Annotated in this window: 18 protein-coding genes; 16 read left to right on the top strand and 2 right to left on the bottom strand. The window is 34.2% G+C overall.

What is annotated here, in order from left to right; all coding sequences use genetic code 11:
- Window positions 1–7 precede the first annotated feature (7 nt).
- From DM397_RS12635 to uvrB, 10 genes are all read left to right on the top strand, one after another.
- The gene (locus tag DM397_RS12635) at window positions 8–829 is read left to right on the top strand and encodes a DUF4249 domain-containing protein (protein WP_111377881.1); all 822 of its coding nucleotides are present in this window, start codon (window positions 8–10) and stop codon (window positions 827–829) included.
- Between the two features lie 2 nt (window positions 830–831).
- Entirely contained in the window at window positions 832–1314 is a 483-nt protein-coding gene (locus DM397_RS12630; protein WP_111377880.1) for a GyrI-like domain-containing protein, read from the top strand.
- A gap of 2 nt (window positions 1315–1316) precedes the next feature.
- A complete protein-coding gene (locus DM397_RS12625) occupies window positions 1317–1763 on the top strand; it encodes a DinB family protein (protein WP_111377879.1) in 447 nt (148 codons plus the stop codon).
- A gap of 47 nt (window positions 1764–1810) precedes the next feature.
- Window positions 1811–2470 carry a thiamine diphosphokinase gene (locus DM397_RS12620; RefSeq protein WP_111377878.1) on the top strand — a complete coding sequence of 220 codons (660 nt, stop codon included), beginning with the start codon at window positions 1811–1813 and terminating at the stop codon, window positions 2468–2470.
- Between the two features lie 302 nt (window positions 2471–2772).
- Complete coding sequence (locus tag DM397_RS12615) at window positions 2773–3222, top strand: DUF7832 domain-containing protein (RefSeq protein WP_111377877.1); 450 nt, start codon at window positions 2773–2775, stop codon at window positions 3220–3222.
- Window positions 3223–3387: 165 nt separating this feature from the next.
- The gene (locus DM397_RS12610) at window positions 3388–3825 is read left to right on the top strand and encodes a hypothetical protein (protein WP_142479046.1); all 438 of its coding nucleotides are present in this window, start codon (window positions 3388–3390) and stop codon (window positions 3823–3825) included.
- 108 nt (window positions 3826–3933) lie between these two features.
- Entirely contained in the window at window positions 3934–4884 is a 951-nt protein-coding gene (gene rlmF, locus DM397_RS12605) for a 23S rRNA (adenine(1618)-N(6))-methyltransferase RlmF (protein ID WP_111377991.1), read from the top strand.
- A gap of 81 nt (window positions 4885–4965) precedes the next feature.
- Window positions 4966–5202, top strand: coding sequence for a uroporphyrinogen decarboxylase (locus DM397_RS12600; protein WP_111365373.1), 237 nt, complete (start codon window positions 4966–4968; stop codon window positions 5200–5202).
- An 85-nt stretch (window positions 5203–5287) separates the two neighbouring features.
- Window positions 5288–6226, top strand: coding sequence for an alpha/beta fold hydrolase (locus DM397_RS12595; RefSeq protein ID WP_111377875.1), 939 nt, complete (start codon window positions 5288–5290; stop codon window positions 6224–6226).
- Between the two features lie 156 nt (window positions 6227–6382).
- Window positions 6383–8374 (top strand): excinuclease ABC subunit UvrB, encoded by a 1992-nt coding sequence (gene uvrB, locus DM397_RS12590; protein ID WP_111377874.1) that lies wholly within the window; start codon window positions 6383–6385, stop codon window positions 8372–8374.
- Here the strand turns inward: uvrB and DM397_RS12585 are convergent.
- Window positions 8371–8772, bottom strand: a complete 402-nt coding sequence (locus DM397_RS12585) for a TerB family tellurite resistance protein (RefSeq protein ID WP_111377873.1) — start codon at window positions 8770–8772, stop codon at window positions 8371–8373. The genes uvrB and DM397_RS12585 overlap by 4 nt on opposite strands.
- A gap of 57 nt (window positions 8773–8829) precedes the next feature.
- Between DM397_RS12585 and DM397_RS12580 the strand changes: the two genes are divergently transcribed.
- From DM397_RS12580 to DM397_RS12565, 5 genes are all read left to right on the top strand, one after another.
- The gene (locus tag DM397_RS12580; protein WP_111377872.1) at window positions 8830–9627 is read left to right on the top strand and encodes an alpha/beta hydrolase; all 798 of its coding nucleotides are present in this window, start codon (window positions 8830–8832) and stop codon (window positions 9625–9627) included.
- Between the two features lie 27 nt (window positions 9628–9654).
- Window positions 9655–10665, top strand: coding sequence for a dipeptide epimerase (locus DM397_RS12575; protein WP_111377871.1), 1011 nt, complete (start codon window positions 9655–9657; stop codon window positions 10663–10665).
- Between the two features lies 1 nt (window position 10666).
- Entirely contained in the window at window positions 10667–10984 is a 318-nt protein-coding gene (locus tag DM397_RS24030) for a PLP-dependent aminotransferase family protein (RefSeq protein ID WP_239457847.1), read from the top strand.
- Entirely contained in the window at window positions 10981–11688 is a 708-nt protein-coding gene (locus tag DM397_RS12570; RefSeq protein WP_239457846.1) for an aminotransferase class I/II-fold pyridoxal phosphate-dependent enzyme, read from the top strand. The genes DM397_RS24030 and DM397_RS12570 overlap by 4 nt, the downstream gene beginning before the upstream one ends.
- Window positions 11689–11842: 154 nt before the next feature.
- Complete coding sequence (locus DM397_RS12565) at window positions 11843–12307, top strand: DUF1456 family protein (RefSeq protein WP_111377870.1); 465 nt, start codon at window positions 11843–11845, stop codon at window positions 12305–12307.
- Between the two features lie 257 nt (window positions 12308–12564).
- Here DM397_RS12565 and sucC read toward each other — a convergent pair whose 3' ends face one another.
- Window positions 12565–13758 carry an ADP-forming succinate--CoA ligase subunit beta gene (gene sucC / locus DM397_RS12560; RefSeq protein ID WP_111377869.1) on the bottom strand — a complete coding sequence of 398 codons (1194 nt, stop codon included), beginning with the start codon at window positions 13756–13758 and terminating at the stop codon, window positions 12565–12567.
- A 416-nt stretch (window positions 13759–14174) separates the two neighbouring features.
- On the opposite strand from sucC, the gene gltB reads away from it, so the two are divergent.
- Window positions 14175–18692, top strand: coding sequence for a glutamate synthase large subunit (gene gltB / locus DM397_RS12555; protein WP_111377868.1), 4518 nt, complete (start codon window positions 14175–14177; stop codon window positions 18690–18692).
- Window positions 18693–18743: the final 51 nt, after the last annotated feature.

Genomic DNA, 18743 nt, shown 5'->3' with positions numbered 1-18743 from the left:
TATAGCTATGAAAAAATTAGTTTTTGCAATCATGTTTTTCACACCTCTAATCTTTGCAAGCTGTGAAGAGGTCGTTGATGTTGATTTGGATACAGCGCCTCCAAAATTAGTAATTGAGGCTGCTATTAATTGGGAAAAGGGAACAGCAGGAAATGAACAGACAATTAAGCTAACCACAACTACTGGTTATTTTGAAAACGTAATCCCAACTGTATCTAATGCAATTATTTATATAGAAAATAGTCAAAAAGAGAAATTTAATTTTATCGAAATTAAAAAGACAGGACAATACGAATGCACTAATTTTAAGCCAGTCATTGATGAACAATATACGCTAACCGTAATTAGCAGAGGAAATAGATATATCGGAACCGAAACTTTAAAATCAATAGCACCCATTACCCGAATAGATCAAAATAACGAAGGTGGTTTTACAGGGAAAGATATCGAAATTAAAGCCTTTTATAATGATCCTGCTGATGCAAATAATTTTTATTTATACAAATATTTATACCCTAATAAAGTCAAATCAATCTATTATGTAGATGAGGATAAATTTTTTAATGGCAACGAATTTTTCAGCCTTTCTGATGATGAAGATTTACAAATTGGAAATGAAATCGAGATAACACATTATGGCATCTCAAAACAATACTACAATTATATGAATATTCTGGTCAGTATTGCCGGAAGCAATATTGGAGGACCATTTCAGTCCCCTCCTGCAACTGTAAAAGGAAACATGATCAATGTAACTAATAAAGACAATTATCCACTAGGTTATTTCTCATTAAGTGAAACCAGTACAAAAAAGTACAAAATCGAATAATTATGAAACCCATAATCAGAACCTTAAACGAAAAAAAACTCGTTGGCCATTTTTTAGAAATGTCTTTTATCGAGAATAAAACTTTTCAATTATGGAATGGTTTTATGCCAAATCGAAAAGAAATTAAAAATACCATTAATGCCAATTTATATTCTTTAGAAGTTTATGGAGAAAACCATTTTGATGATTTTGATCCTAATGACAGTTTTCAAAAATGGGCTGCTGTAGAAGTCACAGATCATTCAACTATTCCTGAAGGAATGCAAACCCTAATTGTTCCTGAAGGCCTTTATGCCGTTTTCCTTCACTTGGGACCTGCTTCAGAAGGACATAAAACCTACCATTATATTTTTGCAGACTGGCTTCCAAATTCCGACTATACGGTAGACAACAGACCCCATTTTGCTGTAATGAATGAAAAATATAAAAAAGAGGATCCAACTTCTGAAGAAGAAATTTGGATTCCGATAAAAAACAGACATTAATTATGATACTAGAAACGCTAAAAACACTTTTTAATCGAGATTTAAACAAACTAAAAAGCGAAATTGAATCTTATCAAAATGAAAATTCAATTTGGACAATCGATAAAAATATTTCTAATTCTGCTGGAAATCTCTGTCTTCATTTAATTGGAAATCTAAACACTTATATTGGAGCAGAAATTGGCAAAACTGGATATATTAGAAATCGTCCTTTAGAATTTTCTTTAAAAGACATTCCGAAATCAGAATTAATTCAGAAAATCGAAGCTACAATTTCAGTTGTAAACAATACTCTTGATAATTTGACAGAAACTGATTTAGAAGCTATTTATCCACAGATCGTTTTCGAAAAAGAAATGACAACTGGATTTTTCTTAATTCATCTTTCAACACATTTAGCATATCATCTAGGACAAATCATTTACCACAGAAGACTGCTAGATTTCTGATTCTAGATTGTAAACATTACCTTTGCAACACATTCAAAAAAACATACATGTCATCACATCATATAGTTCGCGACGATCAAGAACCTGCTTTAATAATTGCAAATGGCGCAGCCTGCGATCCAGAATTATTAGGACAATTGTTAGAATGGTCTCCGTTGGTTGTCGTTTTAGATTCGGCTATTGAAAGAGTGATTGAACTAGGCATAAAAGTTGACGTTTTATTAGGTGATTTTGACCGTGGGTTCGATCCTGAAATTTACAAATCACAATTCCCGATAGAAATTGTTCATACTCCTGATCAAGACAAAACCGATTTGGAGAAAGCTTTTGATTATCTTATCGAAAGAAAAATTCCCGCCGTAAATGTCGTTTGGGCAACTGGAAGACGTGCCGATCATACCATTACGAATTTAACACAAATTGTTCGTTACCGAGATTTGCTCAAAATTGTAATTCTCGACGATCATTCCAAAATATTCCTGCTGCCGACAAAATTTGAAAAATGGTATACCGCAAAAACACCTATTTCGTTAATTCCGATTGGTGCTGTAAACGGAATTTCTTCAACAAATTTAAAATACGAATTAAACAACGATACGCTCACAATGGGCTACAGAACCGGAAGTAGTAATTCGGTCGAAAAAGATGGAATCGTAACCATTACACATCGTGAAGGCGATTTGCTTTTAATGGAATGTTTTGACTAATTTGTCTTCTTAAATTTCTTAATGTCGAAGCCTCGTAAATAGTTTTTTTGTCATAAATCAATATTAATTTACTCCAAACAAGATCAAAAAAATTAAAACAAGCAAAAGATTTCTTTTAAAAATTTGTAATAAAAAGATTGTTTATATATTTGATTTAATTAAAACATTACCAATAATCATACATATATGCGTGACGTTGGGTGGCTTTGTATGTTTTTGTCATATATATACTAGTTATGCGATATTTTTGACTGACCGAACACAAAACTCACGTTAGGCGACATTTTAACACACCATTGTAAATGGCAAGTATCGACAGAATAGATTGGCATCAAACAGAAGATTTCCCTGAAAATGTTCCTCTTGAAAATGGAGGAACTCATATTGGAATGTATTTAAATTGGATAATTGAGAACAATTTAATTGGCGATATCCACATGACGGAATCAGCTATCTTATTAGAAAATGTAAAAGCCAAAAAAATTACTGGTCGTGATTTCCTGATTAAATGTTGTGATGGAAAGTTTTGGGCAGAAGATTTGAATGAAATAGGACTAAAATTCACCGAGGATTATTATTCATCAGACAAATATTTTGAAGATTACGTAAACACATTAGATTCAAATCATGATAGCATTTATGAATATAAAAACAGTTGGGAAAACTACGAAAAAGTGAGGCTTGTAATAGATAAACGCTTTAAAGATTGGCAGAAAAAGAATAACAAAAAACCTTGGCAATTCTGGAAATAAAAGCGTCTCCTAACAGCTATACTACAACGCATTGCGCAATAGACTTAATTTTAGTCTCAAACCCGCTGTATTAACGGGATGTTTAGCAACTATTACAATTAAACAAACGATTCATTATAAAAGCAAAAAAAAAAACACTAACTAACCAAAAAAATATCAAAAAAAATGACCTTAATTAAAATGACCTTTTCAGCCATTATAATACTTTTTACATTGCAAAGTTCTGCACAGAGCGAATATTTAAAAGATGTCGAAAATGCAAAATTAATTTCGAAAGAAGTTGCTCAACTTTTCAAAGAAAATAAAATCAATGAAGCTTTTATAAAAATTAAGACTTATTGGCCTTTACCAGAGAATGAAATTGATAATTTAGAATCCAAAACAATTCAATCGCTGAATTTAGTTGCAGAACGATTTGGTAAATCTGAACAAATAGTTAAGGTTTCAGAACAAAATATTAAAGAAACTGCATTCAGAGAAACTTATCTGGTTAAGTATGAGACTACAGCATTAAGATTAATTTTCACATATTATAAAAATAATAATGGCTGGGTAATAAATGGTTTTAAATGGGATGATAGTTTTACAGAGGAATTTAAGTAACTGTTACTAACAGCTACTACAACGGATTTGGGCAATCGGATTAATGGGAATTTCCTAAAATCATTTCCAAAAAAGGAATACCTATCTTTGCACACGAAATCAATGAAAATGAAAACAAACGACAATTCCGAAAAAAGCAATTTACACCCAAGAAATCTTCATCGAGACCGATATGATTTCGAAAAACTGATTTCAAATTGTCCAGAATTAAAAGCTTTTGTTTCCATCAATAAACACGGAATCGAAACCATTGATTTCAGTAATCCGCTTGCTGTAAAAACTTTAAACAAAGCTTTATTACAAACCTATTACAATATTCAAAACTGGGATATTCCTAAAAACTATCTTTGCCCGCCAATTCCAGGACGTGCCGATTATATTCATTACATAGCCGATTTATTGGCTGAAAGCAATAACAATCAAATTCCAGAAACCAGCACTGTTTTAGGATTAGATATCGGAACAGGTTCAAATTTAATCTATCCGATATTAGGGAATTCTATCTATAATTGGAGTTTTGTTGGAACAGATATTGAACAAAAATCTATTGAAAATTGTGCGAAAATTATTGAAGCCAATCCAGAATTAATCGATTCAATAAGTTTACAACAGCAAACCGAACCTCGATTTATCTTTAAAAACATTATCACGCCCGAAGATCGTTTTACATTCACGATGTGTAATCCGCCTTTTCATGCATCTGCCGAAGAAGCGAATAAAAGCACTTCTAGAAAAGTTTCGAATTTAAATCCCAAAGAAAAAAGAAATACAAATCCAGTTTTAAACTTTGGCGGACAAAATGCAGAATTATGGTGTAACGGCGGCGAAATCGGATTCATCACACAAATGATTTACGAAAGTGCCAAATATCCTTCTCAGGTTTTATGGTTTACAACTTTAGTTTCTAAAAAAGAAAATCTTCCATCAATTTATAAAACTTTGAAAAAAGTAAATGCCCTTTCGGTTAAAACAATTGAAATGTCTCAAGGACAAAAAACGAGTCGTATTGTGGCTTGGAGCTTTTTAGAAAATCCGCAATCTCAAAAACAATTCTTTTAAAACACTGATTTCCAATGCTAAAACCTTGATTTTATAATTTACTTTAAGTACATTTATTGTAAACTATTTAAAATCAACATCATGGCAGAATATATTGGTTATCTCGCATCTGTATTTATTGTTGGAGGATTTTTGCTGAAAAACCTCAGAGCAATCCGATTTATTAATATGTTTGGCTGCATCTGTTTTGTTATTTACGGTATCTTTTTAAACGATTACCGAGATTTCAATCAATGGCTTTGGCCGGTAATAATTCCGAATGCTATTTTAGCGTTTGTTCAGATTTATTATCTGACTTCCAAAAACGACAAATCTTAAAATTATGATAGTTTAAAATAAAATTCTGATACACTTTTCGCCCACTCTACTCGTAACTTTAAGCTGAAAATTGAATTTTATTGCCATGTTAAAACTATATTCCCGATTAGTCGTTATACTTTTTTTAGTGACAAGTTGTGCTTCAAAAAAAGTAAAATTTGAAGACTACGTTTTTAAAACCAAAAGTGAAGAAGTAAATTATCAAACTGCTTATGATAAAGCGTTGAAACTTTGGAACATACCTTACACCGAAGAAGATGTAAAAACAAGTTTCGGAACAGCACATGTAATAATGACTGGGCCAAAAAACGGAAAAGATCTGGTTTTACTTCACGGAATGGATGCCAGCTCGACTATGTGGTATCCCAACATTCAAGCTTTTGCTAAAAATCATCGTATTTACGCTATCGATTTTATAATGGAACCCAATAAATCCAACTTAACTGCAAAACCGCTTTCATCAGATGATATTGTTGCTTTTTACAACGAAGTTTTTGCGTACTATAAATTAAAGAAATTTGATATTATTGGCGCTTCACGAGGCGGTTGGATAGCGACATTATTAGCTGTTCAAAAACCAAATTCAATTGATAAAATTGTTTTATTAAGTCCTGCGCAGACTTTCAAATTTCTTGATAAACCCAGAAAAACAACTTCGGCATTAATGCTGAAACTTTTTCCAAGTGAAAAGAAATTCAGCAAAACATTAAATACTTTTTCAACTCATCCAGAAAATATAAGCCGTATTTACAAAAGACAATTTTATTTGGCCAATAAATATGCAAAATCAAATTCCAGCATGCTCAAAATGATACCTTTTTCAGATAAAGAATTAGAATCTATTCAAAATCCTGTTTTGGTTTTAATTGGCGATAAAGACGTTATTAATTCCGAAGAAAGTTTAGAAAGAGCACAGAAACTTTTATCAAAAAGCGAAACTAAAATCATCAAAGATGCAGGTCATTTTCTAACTATCGATCAGCCAAAGATTGTAAACGATGCGGTAACTAATTTTTTAGAATAAGATTTTTTACGCCACGAATTACACGAATTTCCACGAATTTGTATTTGACTAGGAAACTAAAAATTAGTGCAAATTAGTACAATTCGGAACAGACTTTAAACTACTTACTTACACAAACTTCGTATCTTTACAAAACCAAATTTTCAGTATACGCAAATGAAATTTCAAGTTTCCTCAGAATATAGTCCAAAAGGAGATCAGCCTCAAGCCATACAAAAATTGGCACAAGGCGTGGTTGACGGAGATAAATATCAAACTTTATTGGGAGTTACGGGTTCGGGAAAAACTTTTACCGTGGCCAATGTAATTCAGGAAGTGCAAAGACCGACTTTAGTTCTGGCGCACAATAAAACTTTGGCAGCGCAATTGTATTCAGAATTCAAGCAGTTTTTTCCAAACAATGCTGTTGAATATTTCGTTTCATACTACGACTATTATCAGCCAGAAGCTTTTATGCCTGTAACGGGAGTTTTCATTGAGAAAGATTTATCTATCAATGAAGAACTGGAAAAAATGCGTTTGAGCACTACTTCTTCTCTACTTTCTGGTCGTCGCGACGTTTTGGTTGTTGCTTCTGTTTCTTGCCTTTATGGTATTGGAAATCCTGTCGAATTTCAGAAAAACGTAATTGAAATTAAAAGAGACCAAGTTATTTCACGAACTAAATTATTGCATAGTTTAGTTCAGAGTTTATATGCCAGAACAGAAGCCGATTTTAACCCAGGAACTTTTAGAATTAAAGGAGACACGGTTGAAGTTTATCCAAGTTATGCCGATGATGCGTATCGCATTCATTTCTTTGGAGATGAAATCGAAGAAATCGAATCATTTGATGCTAAAACTTCTCATGTAATTGAGAAATTCCAAAGACTAACCATTTACCCAGCCAACATGTTTGTGACTTCTCCAGAAGTTTTACAAGGCGCCATTTGGCAGATTCAGCAGGATTTGGTGAAACAGGTTGATTATTTTAAAGAAATAGGAAAACATCTCGAAGCCAAACGTCTGGAAGAAAGAACCAATTTTGATTTAGAAATGATACGCGAATTGGGATATTGTTCTGGAATTGAAAATTACTCAAGATATCTTGACGGACGTGAAGCTGGAACAAGGCCTTTCTGCCTTTTAGATTATTTTCCAAGCGATTATTTAATGGTTGTAGACGAAAGTCACGTAACCGTTTCCCAAGTTCATGCTATGTATGGAGGTGACCGAAGCCGTAAAGAAAACTTGGTTGAATATGGTTTCCGTTTGCCAGCCGCAATGGACAACCGTCCGTTGAAATTTGAAGAATTTGAAGCGTTGCAAAATCAGGTGATTTATGTTTCAGCAACTCCTGCCGATTACGAATTGCAAAAATCAGATGGTATTTATGTTGAGCAAATCATTCGTCCAACCGGATTATTAGATCCAGAAATTGAAGTTCGCCCAAGTTTAAATCAGATTGATGATTTGATCGAGGAAATTCAGATTCGATGTGAATTGGATGAAAGAGTTTTGGTTACTACTTTAACTAAAAGAATGGCTGAAGAATTGGCCAAATATTTGACCAAAGTTAGCATCAGATGCCGTTATATTCATTCTGAAGTAGACACTTTAGAGCGTATCGAAATCATGCAAGATTTACGAAAAGGTATTTTTGATGTTCTTATTGGTGTAAACTTACTTCGTGAAGGTTTGGATTTACCAGAAGTTTCGCTTGTTGCCATTTTAGATGCCGACAAAGAAGGTTTCTTGAGAAATCACAGATCTTTGACACAAACTATTGGTCGTGCGGCCCGAAACTTAAATGGTAAAGCCATTATGTATGCTGATAAAATCACGGCGAGCATGCAAAGAACAATTGACGAAACCAATTACAGAAGAACAAAACAGATTAATTTCAACGTAGAAAACAATATTGTTCCGCAGGCACTAAACAAAAAAATCGAAAGCGCGTTTACTAAAAATCCGTTGGTTGAATACGAATTAGGACATCAGATTCCTGTTGCGGCTGAGCCTGAAACGGCTTATTTGTCTAAAACAGAATTAGAGAAAATGATTCGCGAAAAGCGCAAAACAATGGAAAAAGCGGCTAAAGAGTTAGACTTTTTGCAAGCTGCCAAACTTCGTGACGAAATTAAAAAACTACAGGAACAGCTGGCTTAGTTATGCTGTTCCTTAAAAATTTCCAACAATACTATTGGATTAATTACTGTATTGGGAGATTTTTTCATCATTTCTAAAACACGTTTTACCGCAGAAAGATTTAATCCCATTTGTAAAGCAATTTGCTGAATGGCTTGAAATTCTCTTTCGTGCAAAACACCATCACAATGCATTAATAAAGCCAATCTGTAAAACTGATTGATACGCTGAATTTCAGATGGTATTGGCAGTGATTTTGTTTCCTGATGAAATAAATCTTGAAATTCTTCTTCGCTAATACTCAATTCCAAAGCTACAAGCCTTAAAAATTCAAGCTCACGTTTGTGCAAATGTCCGTCTACAGTGGCGAGGGTAATCATTTCTAAAAGTAAACTTCTTTTTTCTGCTTCTGTATTCATCAATTTATTATTTTTAGCTAAATTATTGCTTTTAAATAAAAATACAAAACACGGATAATGAAGAGGATTTTCTTGGCAATTTTACTTCTGTTTACTCTTATCGGAAAAGCACAAAGCACTGCTTCAAAAAATGTATCCACTTTTACGATTGAGGCACCTCAACTGAATACTTCAAAAAAAATCTGGATTTATCTTCCAGAAAATTATTCTAAAGACATTAAAAAGAAATACAGCGTTATTTATATGCACGATGCTCAAAATCTGTTTGATTCTAAAACTTCATATTCTGGAGAATGGAATGTTGACGAAAAACTGGACAGTTTAAGGGCTCAAGTAATTGTTGTGGGAATCGAACACGGAAATGAAAAGCGCATCGATGAATTGACTCCTTTTAAAAATGAAAAATACGGCGGTGGAAATGCTGATAATTACTTAGAATTTATTGTAAAAACATTAAAACCGTATATTGATACAAATTACAGAACCAAGACAAAAGCCAAAAACACTATTCTTTTCGGAAGCTCTCTTGGCGGTTTGGTTTCTTACTACGGAGCACTAAAATATCCTGATATTTTTGGGAAAGCAGGCGTTTTTTCGCCTTCATTCTGGTTTTCTCCCGAGATTTATACTTTTACAGAAAAACAATCTAAAATCAAGACGAAAATTTACTTTCTGTGCGGAGATAAAGAAAGTGATGACATGGTAAACGATTTAACTAAGATGAAACGTTTATTAGATACTAAACGCTGTTATTGCCTTCACCTTGATAAAACCAAAATTGTAAAAGGCGGAGAACACAATGAAAAACTTTGGCGTGATCATTTTGCAGAAGCATTACTTTGGCTAGGCTATTAATTTAGAAATAAAAAAACACCCCAATAAATGAAACTAATTTTAAGAGAATATAATCTCAAACTAAAACACACTTTTACCATTTCGAGAGAGTCTATCGATTTTCAACCTTCATTAATTGTCGAGTTGCAAAGCGAAGGTTTTTCAGGTTTTGGAGAAGCCACTTCAAATCCGTATTACAACACAACTGTGCCGATGATGATGCAGGATTTGGAAAAAATAAGAAGCATTATTGAGAATACTGAAAATGAAACTCCAGAAGTGTTTTGGGCAAAAATTCATCCCTATTTAAAAGATGATATGTTTGCTTTGTGCGCTTTAGATTTGGCTTATAATGATTTGTATGCTCGTAAAAAAGGCAAAAAGCTTTACGAATTATGGAATTACACGACAGAAAGAAATCCAATGACGGATTATACAATCGGAATTGCTTCTATTGACAAAATGGTTTCTAAAATGCAGGAACTTCCGTGGCCTATTTATAAAATTAAATTGGGAACCAAAGAAGATATCGAAATTGTAAAAGAACTTCGTAAACACACCAATGCTGTTTTTAGAATAGATGCCAATTGCGGCTGGGGAGTTGAAGAAACCATCAACAATGCTGTTGAATTAAAAAAACTTGGAGTTGAATTTCTGGAACAACCCATGAAAGCTGATAATTGGGAAGGCCATAAAGAAGTTTTTAAACATTCTGTTCTTCCTGTAATTGCCGACGAAAGCTGTATTATTGAAGAAGATGTAGCAAAATGCCACAATCATTTTCATGGTGTTAATGTAAAACTGGTAAAATGCGGTGGTTTAACTCCTGGAAAACGCATGATCGAAGAAGCTAAAAAACTAGGATTAAGAACAATGGTGGGCTGTATGACTGAATCTACTGTTGGAATTTCTGCAATTGCCCATTTATTGCCTCAACTAGATTATGTAGATATGGACGGCGCACTTCTTTTGGCAGAAGATATTGCAACTGGAGTAACCATAAAAGATGGTGTTGTAAGTTATCCTAATTTGAACGGAACTGGAGTTACATTGCTATAAAATGAAAGTCGAAAAATTTCCAGACAGAGTTATCGAAATTGACCAAGAACAATATTTGTATTTTGGTGGAACTGCGTATTTGGGACTTCCAACAAATGTAGCATTTCAGGAATTAGTGGTTCAGAATATTTTAAAATGGGGAACGACTTACGGAAGCTCAAGAACTGCGAATATTCAACTAACGGCTTATGATACAGGTGAAAGCTTTTTAGCGTCTCATATTGGTTCCGAAAAAGCCGTAACTGTTTCTTCTGGAATGCTGGCAGGAAAATTAGTTATCGATTTAATGAAAAAACAAACCGATTGTTTTTCCATTTGAATGATACACACAACGCAATCCAAACCGAAAACAGTTTTCCTATATTCTTAAACGGGGAATTAAATAATCGCTTATTAGATTCAAAACCTGAAAAAATAACGATTTTAACTGATGGTGTCCCTTCATTTGAAACAAAACCTGCCGATTTATCCTTTTTAGAAAAAATTTCAAAAACCAAAGAAATCACACTAATTATCGATGAATCTCATTCTTTAGGAATTACGGGTAAAAATGGCTGTGGAATTTATTCTTCAATCTCTTTTCCGCTTAAAAGAAAAATCATGGTTTCTTCATTAGGAAAAGCTTTCGGATTAACAGGCGGAGTGATTGCATCTGATTCTGAATTTATAAATCAAATCAAAGAATTGGAAACTTTTACTAGCGCGGCAGGAATGAATCCTTCTTTTGTACAAACGCTTTATGATGCTAAAGAAATTTATAAAAAGCAACATCAAAAACTGCTAGATAATTTAAATTATATTGATTCGATTTTAATTAAAAATGGTAATGTCAAATTTGACAAAAACTACCCTTTGATTTATTTATTATCAAACGAATTAGTAGAGAAACTAAAACAAGAAAAAATCATCATTGCCAGTTTCAGATATACTAAAGAAGCAGAACCATTAAATCGAATTGTAGTTACAGCAAATCATTTAAAAGAAGATTTGGATAAATTAGTTAGCGTTTTAAATAAGAAATAGCCACGACCCAAGCAATAGCGAACAGGCGAAGCAATTCCACAAATTTACACTAATTCATTCTAAAATTTTAATTCGTGAAAATTCGTGGAATTCGTGGCAAAAAAAATACTCCAAATCTTTTGCTTTTAAACCGTACCTTTGTAAAAAATAAACGATGACAAATAACGATATACTTAAAAAACTTCGCGTGGCTTTAATGCTCCGTGATGACCAAATAGTTGAAATTTTAGAATTGGTAGATTTTAGAATTTCAAAATCAGAATTGGGTGCTTTTTTCAGAGCAGAAGATCATCCAAATTATATGGAATGTGGCGATCAGGTTTTACGTAATTTCTTAAACGGATTGGTTATTCATTTAAGAGGAACTAAAGAAAATCCTAAAAACCCAAATGAGGTTTTAGCAAAACATAAAGCTGAAATTCCAAAAAGAGAAACTTCTAAGGAAAGACCTGAATTTAAAGCTGCTCCAAAAGATTCAGAAAAATACAGAGGTGATAAAAAACCATCTGGCTCAGGATCATCAGCTGGAAAACCTAAAAAGAAATCATTCCCAAAAGGAAATGGAAAACCTGTTGTTGTAGAAAAAGTGGTTTTTAAAAACGGGAAAAATAAGAAATAATTTAACCGCAAAGCACACAAAGAATTACGCAAAGTTCGCAAAGTTTTTTTAGCCACGAATTCACGAATTATTTTCAAAGATTGTAAAAAATAAAATTCGTGAATTCGTGGCTGTTTTCAACATAAAGCATTGCGAACTTTGCGTTTGTATTCATAATCCTTGACAAAAAACCTTCCGTGCTTTGCGGTTAAATTAACTCCAAAAAAAATCCACTCCTTTCGGAATGGATTTTTTATATAAATTGATTTCTTATTTAATTAAGAAAGAGCAGCTTTTACTTGGTCAGCAGCTTCTTGGAATTGAACTGCAGATAAGATTGGCATACCAGAGTTGTCAATTAATTCTTTTGCAATTTCAGCATTTGTTCCTTGCAAACGAACGATAATTGGCACATTGATAGCATCACCCATGTTTTTGTAAGCGTCAACAACACCTTGAGCAACACGGTCACAACGAACGATACCTCCAAAGATGTTAATCAAAATAGCTTTTACGTTTGGATCTTTCAAGATAATTCTGAAAGCAGTTTCAACACGTTTAGCATCAGCAGTTCCACCAACGTCAAGGAAGTTAGCAGGCTCAAAACCAGCATATTTAATTAAATCCATAGTTGCCATTGCAAGACCAGCTCCGTTTACCATACATCCTACAGTACCGTCAAGGTCAACATAGTTAAGACCAACTTCTTTAGCTTCAACTTCGATTGGATTCTCCTCACGGATATCTCTCATTTCAGCATATTTAGCTTGTCTGTATAAAGCGTTATCGTCGATGTTAACTTTAGCGTCAACAGCTAAGATTTTGTTATCAGAAGTTTTAAGAACTGGGTTGATTTCAAACATAGAAGCATCAGAACCAATGTAAGCATTGTAAAGTGCGTCGATGAATTTCACCATTTCTTTGAAAGCGTTTCCAGAAAGTCCTAAGTTAAAAGCAATTCTTCTAGCTTGGAAACCTTGTAATCCTACAGAAGGATCAATTTCTTCAGTAAAGATTAAGTGTGGAGTGTGCTCAGCAACTTCTTCGATATCCATTCCACCTTCAGTAGAATACATGATCATGTTGCGTCCTGTACCTCTATTCAATAAAACAGAAACATAAAATTCAGAAGTTTCGCTTTCACCTGGATAGTAAACATCTTCTGCAACTAATACCTTATTTACTTTTTTACCTTCAGGCGGAGTCTGAGGTGTAATCAACTGCATTCCGATGATTTGTTCTGCTAACTCTTCAACTTGTTGTAAGTTTTTAGCCAGCTTAACTCCACCACCTTTTCCACGACCACCTGCGTGAATTTGTGCTTTTATTACATGCCATCCTGTACCAGTTTCGGCAGTTAATTGTTTTGCAGCAGCTACAGCTTCAACCGCATTGTTAGCCACAATTCCGCGTTGTACGCGTACTCCGTAACTCGCTAAAATTTCTTTTCCTTGATATTCGTGTATGTTCATAATATAGAATTTGTCTGGTTCTGAATTTATTTCAGAATAAAAGTGCGACAAAAGTAACAAAATACAACTTAATAGTAAAATCTTTTTCAATTAAATAAATGTTATATATAGGTAGTAGGCGTTGATAATTTTTCAAAGCAAACAAATCGTTAACGGAACAATTTGTTAATGTTAACACAATTCACATAAAAAGTTTGATATTTAACAAAAAATTCATTGGATTTATTGGCCTGCCGACGATTTTTCCTAATATATTTTAAGAGTAATTATATTTTTAGCAATTCGAGATACCTAATATAACAATATTAATAATTAAGAACCCTTTTTCTAATATTACAGCAAAAATGTAAGCAAAAGCACTATTTCAATACATTATGTTTAACGAAATCTTTATTTTTGTAAAAAAAATATCAAGAATGAGAGTTAAAGAACAAGGGCTTTATCTGCCTGAATTTGAACACGACAATTGTGGTGCAGGATTTATTTGTAATTTGAATGGTATTAAGTCAAATGATATTATTCACAAAGCATTAGACATCTTAATTAAATTGGAACATCGTGGTGCCGTAAGTTCTGATGGAAGAACTGGTGACGGAGCCGGAATTTTATTCGACATTCCTCATGATTTTTTTAAGAAAGTTTGTGACTTTGAAATCCCAGAAGCGCGTGAGTATGCAGTAGGAATGGTTTTTTTACCAAAAAGCAAAAACCAGGTTTCTTTTTGTATTAATGCATTTGAAGCTACTATCAAAGATCAAAACTTAAAAGTTTTAGGTTGGAGAGATGTGCCAGTTGACGTTGAAAATTTAGGTGAAATCGCCGCAGAAAAAGAACCAACAATTAAACAAGTTTTCGTTTCTAAAAACGGACAAGATTTAACTGAACAAGAATTTAATGCAAAACTTTTTGCAGCTAGAAAAATTGCTGAACATGCCGTAAGAGGATCTAAAACCTCAGAAAGCCACATGTTTTATTTTACTAGCCTATCGACAACTACTATAATATATAAAGGTCTATTGATGCCAGAAGACATCAGCCGTTATTATATAGATTTGAAAGATCCAGACTTGGTGACTCGTTTAGCGCTTGTACACCAACGTTTCTCTACAAATACATTCCCATCTTGGGACTTAGCTCAACCATTTAGATACATGTGTCACAATGGTGAGATCAATACACTTCGTGGAAACGTAAGCCGTATGCGTGCTCGTGAGGAGCTTATGCAGAGCAAAGTTTTTGGCGAAGACATTAAAAAATTATTCCCAATTATCTTAGAAGGAAAATCAGATTCTGCTTCTATGGATATGGTGATTGAACTTTTATTAATGACAGGTCGTTCATTGCCTGAAGCGATGATGATGGTAGTTCCTGAAGCTTGGGAAAAACACCAGACAATGACTCCAGAGAAAAGAGCTTTCTATGAGTACAATGCTTGTATCATGGAGCCTTGGGATGGTCCAGCTTCTATTCCGTTTACAGATGGTAACGTAATTGGAGCTTTACTAGACAGAAATGGTTTACGTCCATCTCGTTATACATTAACGAAAAGCGGATTCGTAATTATGTCATCTGAAATTGGTGTCTTAGACATCGACCCAGAAGATGTAATTCAGCACGGTCGTTTAGAGCCAGGAAAAATGTTCTTGGTTGATATGAATGAAGGTCGTATCATCGAAGACGAAGAAGTTAAAAAAGCGATCGTTACAAAACGTCCATACAAACAATGGGTTGACGAAAACTTATTGCCATTGGCAAGCGTTCCTTACACAAACAACCCTACCCCTGTTGAAAAATTAGATTTCTTAACAAGACAGCGTTTGTTTGGTTATACTATTGAAGATTTAAAAACAATCATCAACCCAATGGGAAGCGACGGAGCTGAAGCAATCAGTTCTATGGGTAACGATACACCTTTGGCAGTTCTTTCAGATCAGCCTCAGTTGTTGTACAATTACTTCAAACAATTGTTTGCTCAGGTTACAAACCCGCCGTTGGATGGTATTCGTGAAGAAATCATTACTGATATCAGTTTAGCGATTGGTGGAGATTTCAATATTTTCGAAATTGAATCGAAACAATGTAAAAAACTGAAAATCCAAAATCCGGTTATTTCTAATGAGGATTTGGATAAAATCAGAAATATCGATCACGCAGATTTCAAATCGGCTACTATTTCTACTTTATATAAAATAGAAAAAGGAGTTAACGGTTTAGAGCGTGCGCTTGAAAAATGTGTTCAAGCAACTTTTAAAGCGGTTAATGAAGGATGCAACATCATTATCTTATCAGATAGAGGTGTAAGCGAAGAATTGGCTCCAATCCCAATGTTATTGGCTTGTTCTTATATTCACCACTCTTTGAACATTTTACAAGTTCGTTCTAAATTCGGAATCATCATCGAATCTGCTGAACCACGCGAACCTCATCATTTTGCTTTATTGTTCGGATACGGTGCAAGCGCCATCAACCCTTACATGGTAAACGAAATCATTCACGATCAAGTTGAAAAAGGTTTCATTACAAAAGTAAAAGCAGATTATGCTGTAGTTAACTACAACAAAGCGATTGCAAAAGGAATCGTAAAAATCATGAACAAAATTGGTATCTCTACTTTACATTCGTATAGAGCTGCTCAGATTTTCGAGATTTTAGGTTTAAACAAAACATTTACATCTAAATACTTCCCATACACTCCATCAAGAATTGAAGGAATTGGTTTAATGGAAGTTGAAAAAGAAGTAAAAAAACGTTTCCAAAAAGCTTTCCCAAATTCAAAAATTGCAAACTTGCTTTCTCTTGAAATTGGAGGTATTTACAGATGGAGACGTGGTGGTGAAAAACACATGTTTAACCCAACCACTATTTCTAAATTACAACAGGCAGTTCGTTTAAACAGCCCAGAAAGTTATAAAGAATACTCAAATGCCGTTAATGAGCAAAGCTCGAACTTAATGACCATTAGAGGTTTATTTGAATTCAACAACTTAGATCCAATTTCTATTGACGAAGTAGAACCTTGGACAGAAATTGTAAAGAAATTCAAAACTGGAGCAATGTCTTATGGTTCTATCAGCCAAGAAGCGCATGAGAACTTAGCAATTGCAATGAACAGAATTGGAGGAAAAAGTAACTCTGGAGAAGGTGGAGAAGATCCAAGACGTTTCCAGAAAGAAATTAACGGAGATTCTAGAAACTCTGCAATTAAACAAGTTGCATCAGGACGTTTTGGTGTTTCGATCAACTATTTGACAAATGCTAAAGAAATCCAGATTAAAATGGCTCAGGGAGCGAAACCTGGAGAAGGTGGACAGTTACCTGGAGAAAAAGTGGTGCCTTGGATTGCTGAAACTAGAAACTCTACGCCTTATGTAGGTTTGATTTCACCTCCTCCTCACCACGATATTTACTCTATTGAGGATTTATCTCAGTTGATTTACGATTTGAAAAATGCAAACCGCGAAGCTCGTATTAACGTAAAATTAGTTTCTGAAGTTGGAGTTGGAACAATCGCTGCCGGTGTTGCCAAAGCAAAAGCGGACGTTATCTTAATTTCTGGTTATGACGGAGGAACGGGAGCTGCACCATTAACATCTTTACAGCACACAGGTATTCCGTGGGAACTTGGATTAGCTGAAGCTCAGCAGACTTTGATCTTGAACGATTTAAGAAGCCGTGTAGTTTTAGAGTGTGACGGACAGTTAAAAACAGGTCGTGACGTGGCTATCGCAGCTTTATTAGGAGCTGAAGAATTCGGTTTCGCTACTGCTCCGCTTGTAGCTTCTGGATGTATCATGATGAGAGCTTGTCACTTAAATACTTGCCCAGTTGGTATTGCAACTCAAGATCCTGAATTGAGAAAGAATTTCAAAGGAACTCCAGAGCACGTAATCAACTTCATGTATTTCATTGCTGAGGAGTTAAGAGAAATCATGGCACAGTTAGGTTTCAGAACTTTAAAAGAAATGGTAGGTCAGTCACAAAAATTAAATGTGAACAAAGCTATCAAACATTATAAAGCAAATGGTTTAGACTTGTCAACAATTCTATACAAACCGGAAAAAGCGAAAACAGAGCCAAATCATAATACAACTACTCAAGATCACCAACTTGAAAATGTATTGGATTTTGACATCATCAAAGAAGCGATTCCGTCTATCTATAGAAAAGAGAAAACAAGAGTAACTTTTAAAATTAAAAATACAGACCGTTCTGTAGGTGCTATTTTGAGTAACGAAATCTCAAAAATCTACGGCGCACAAGGATTACCTGATGACACTATTTTAGTTGATTTTGAAGGTTCTGCTGGACAAAGTTTTGGTGCATTCGCAACAAACGGATTGTCATTTAAAATTCACGGAAACTGTAATGATTATTTAGGAAAAGGTCTTTCTGGAGGAAAATTAATTGTAAAAGTACCTCCTACTGCAACCTTCAACCCTGAAGACAATATCATTATAGGAAACGTTGCCCTTTACGGAGCTATTACCGGAGAGGCTTATATTAATGGAATGGCCGGAGAGCGTTTCTGTGTTAGAAATTCTGGAGCAACAGCAGTTGTTGAAGGAATTGGAGATCACGGTTGCGAATACATGACCGGTGGTACAGTAGTAGTTTTAGGAAAAACAGGAAGAAACTTCGCAGCTGGTATGAGCGGTGGTGTAGCTTATGTTTACGATCCGAAAAAGAAATTCGATTCTACAGTTTGTAACATGGAAATGGTTGCATTCGATCCAATGGAAGAAGAAGATCTTACGAAACTTAGAAAACTAATCAAAAACCATTCGTTGTACACAAGCAGTCCATTAGCAAAAAGAATTTTAGCAGACTGGGAAAACCAACAACAGCACTTCGTAAAAGTAATGCCAACTGATTACAAAAAAGCATTACAAAGAATTGCAGAAGAGAAAAAAATAGAAGAATTAATAGCTGATTAAAAGGTTCTGAGTTACAAAGGTGCAGAGGTACAAAGGTGCAGAGGTACAAAG

The sequence above is a fragment of the Flavobacterium nitrogenifigens genome, from assembly GCF_003254565.1.
Classification (GTDB): domain Bacteria; phylum Bacteroidota; class Bacteroidia; order Flavobacteriales; family Flavobacteriaceae; genus Flavobacterium; species Flavobacterium nitrogenifigens.
The sequence above is the reverse complement of the archived record's forward strand: the minus strand, read 5'-3'. Positions and strand labels throughout refer to the sequence as shown.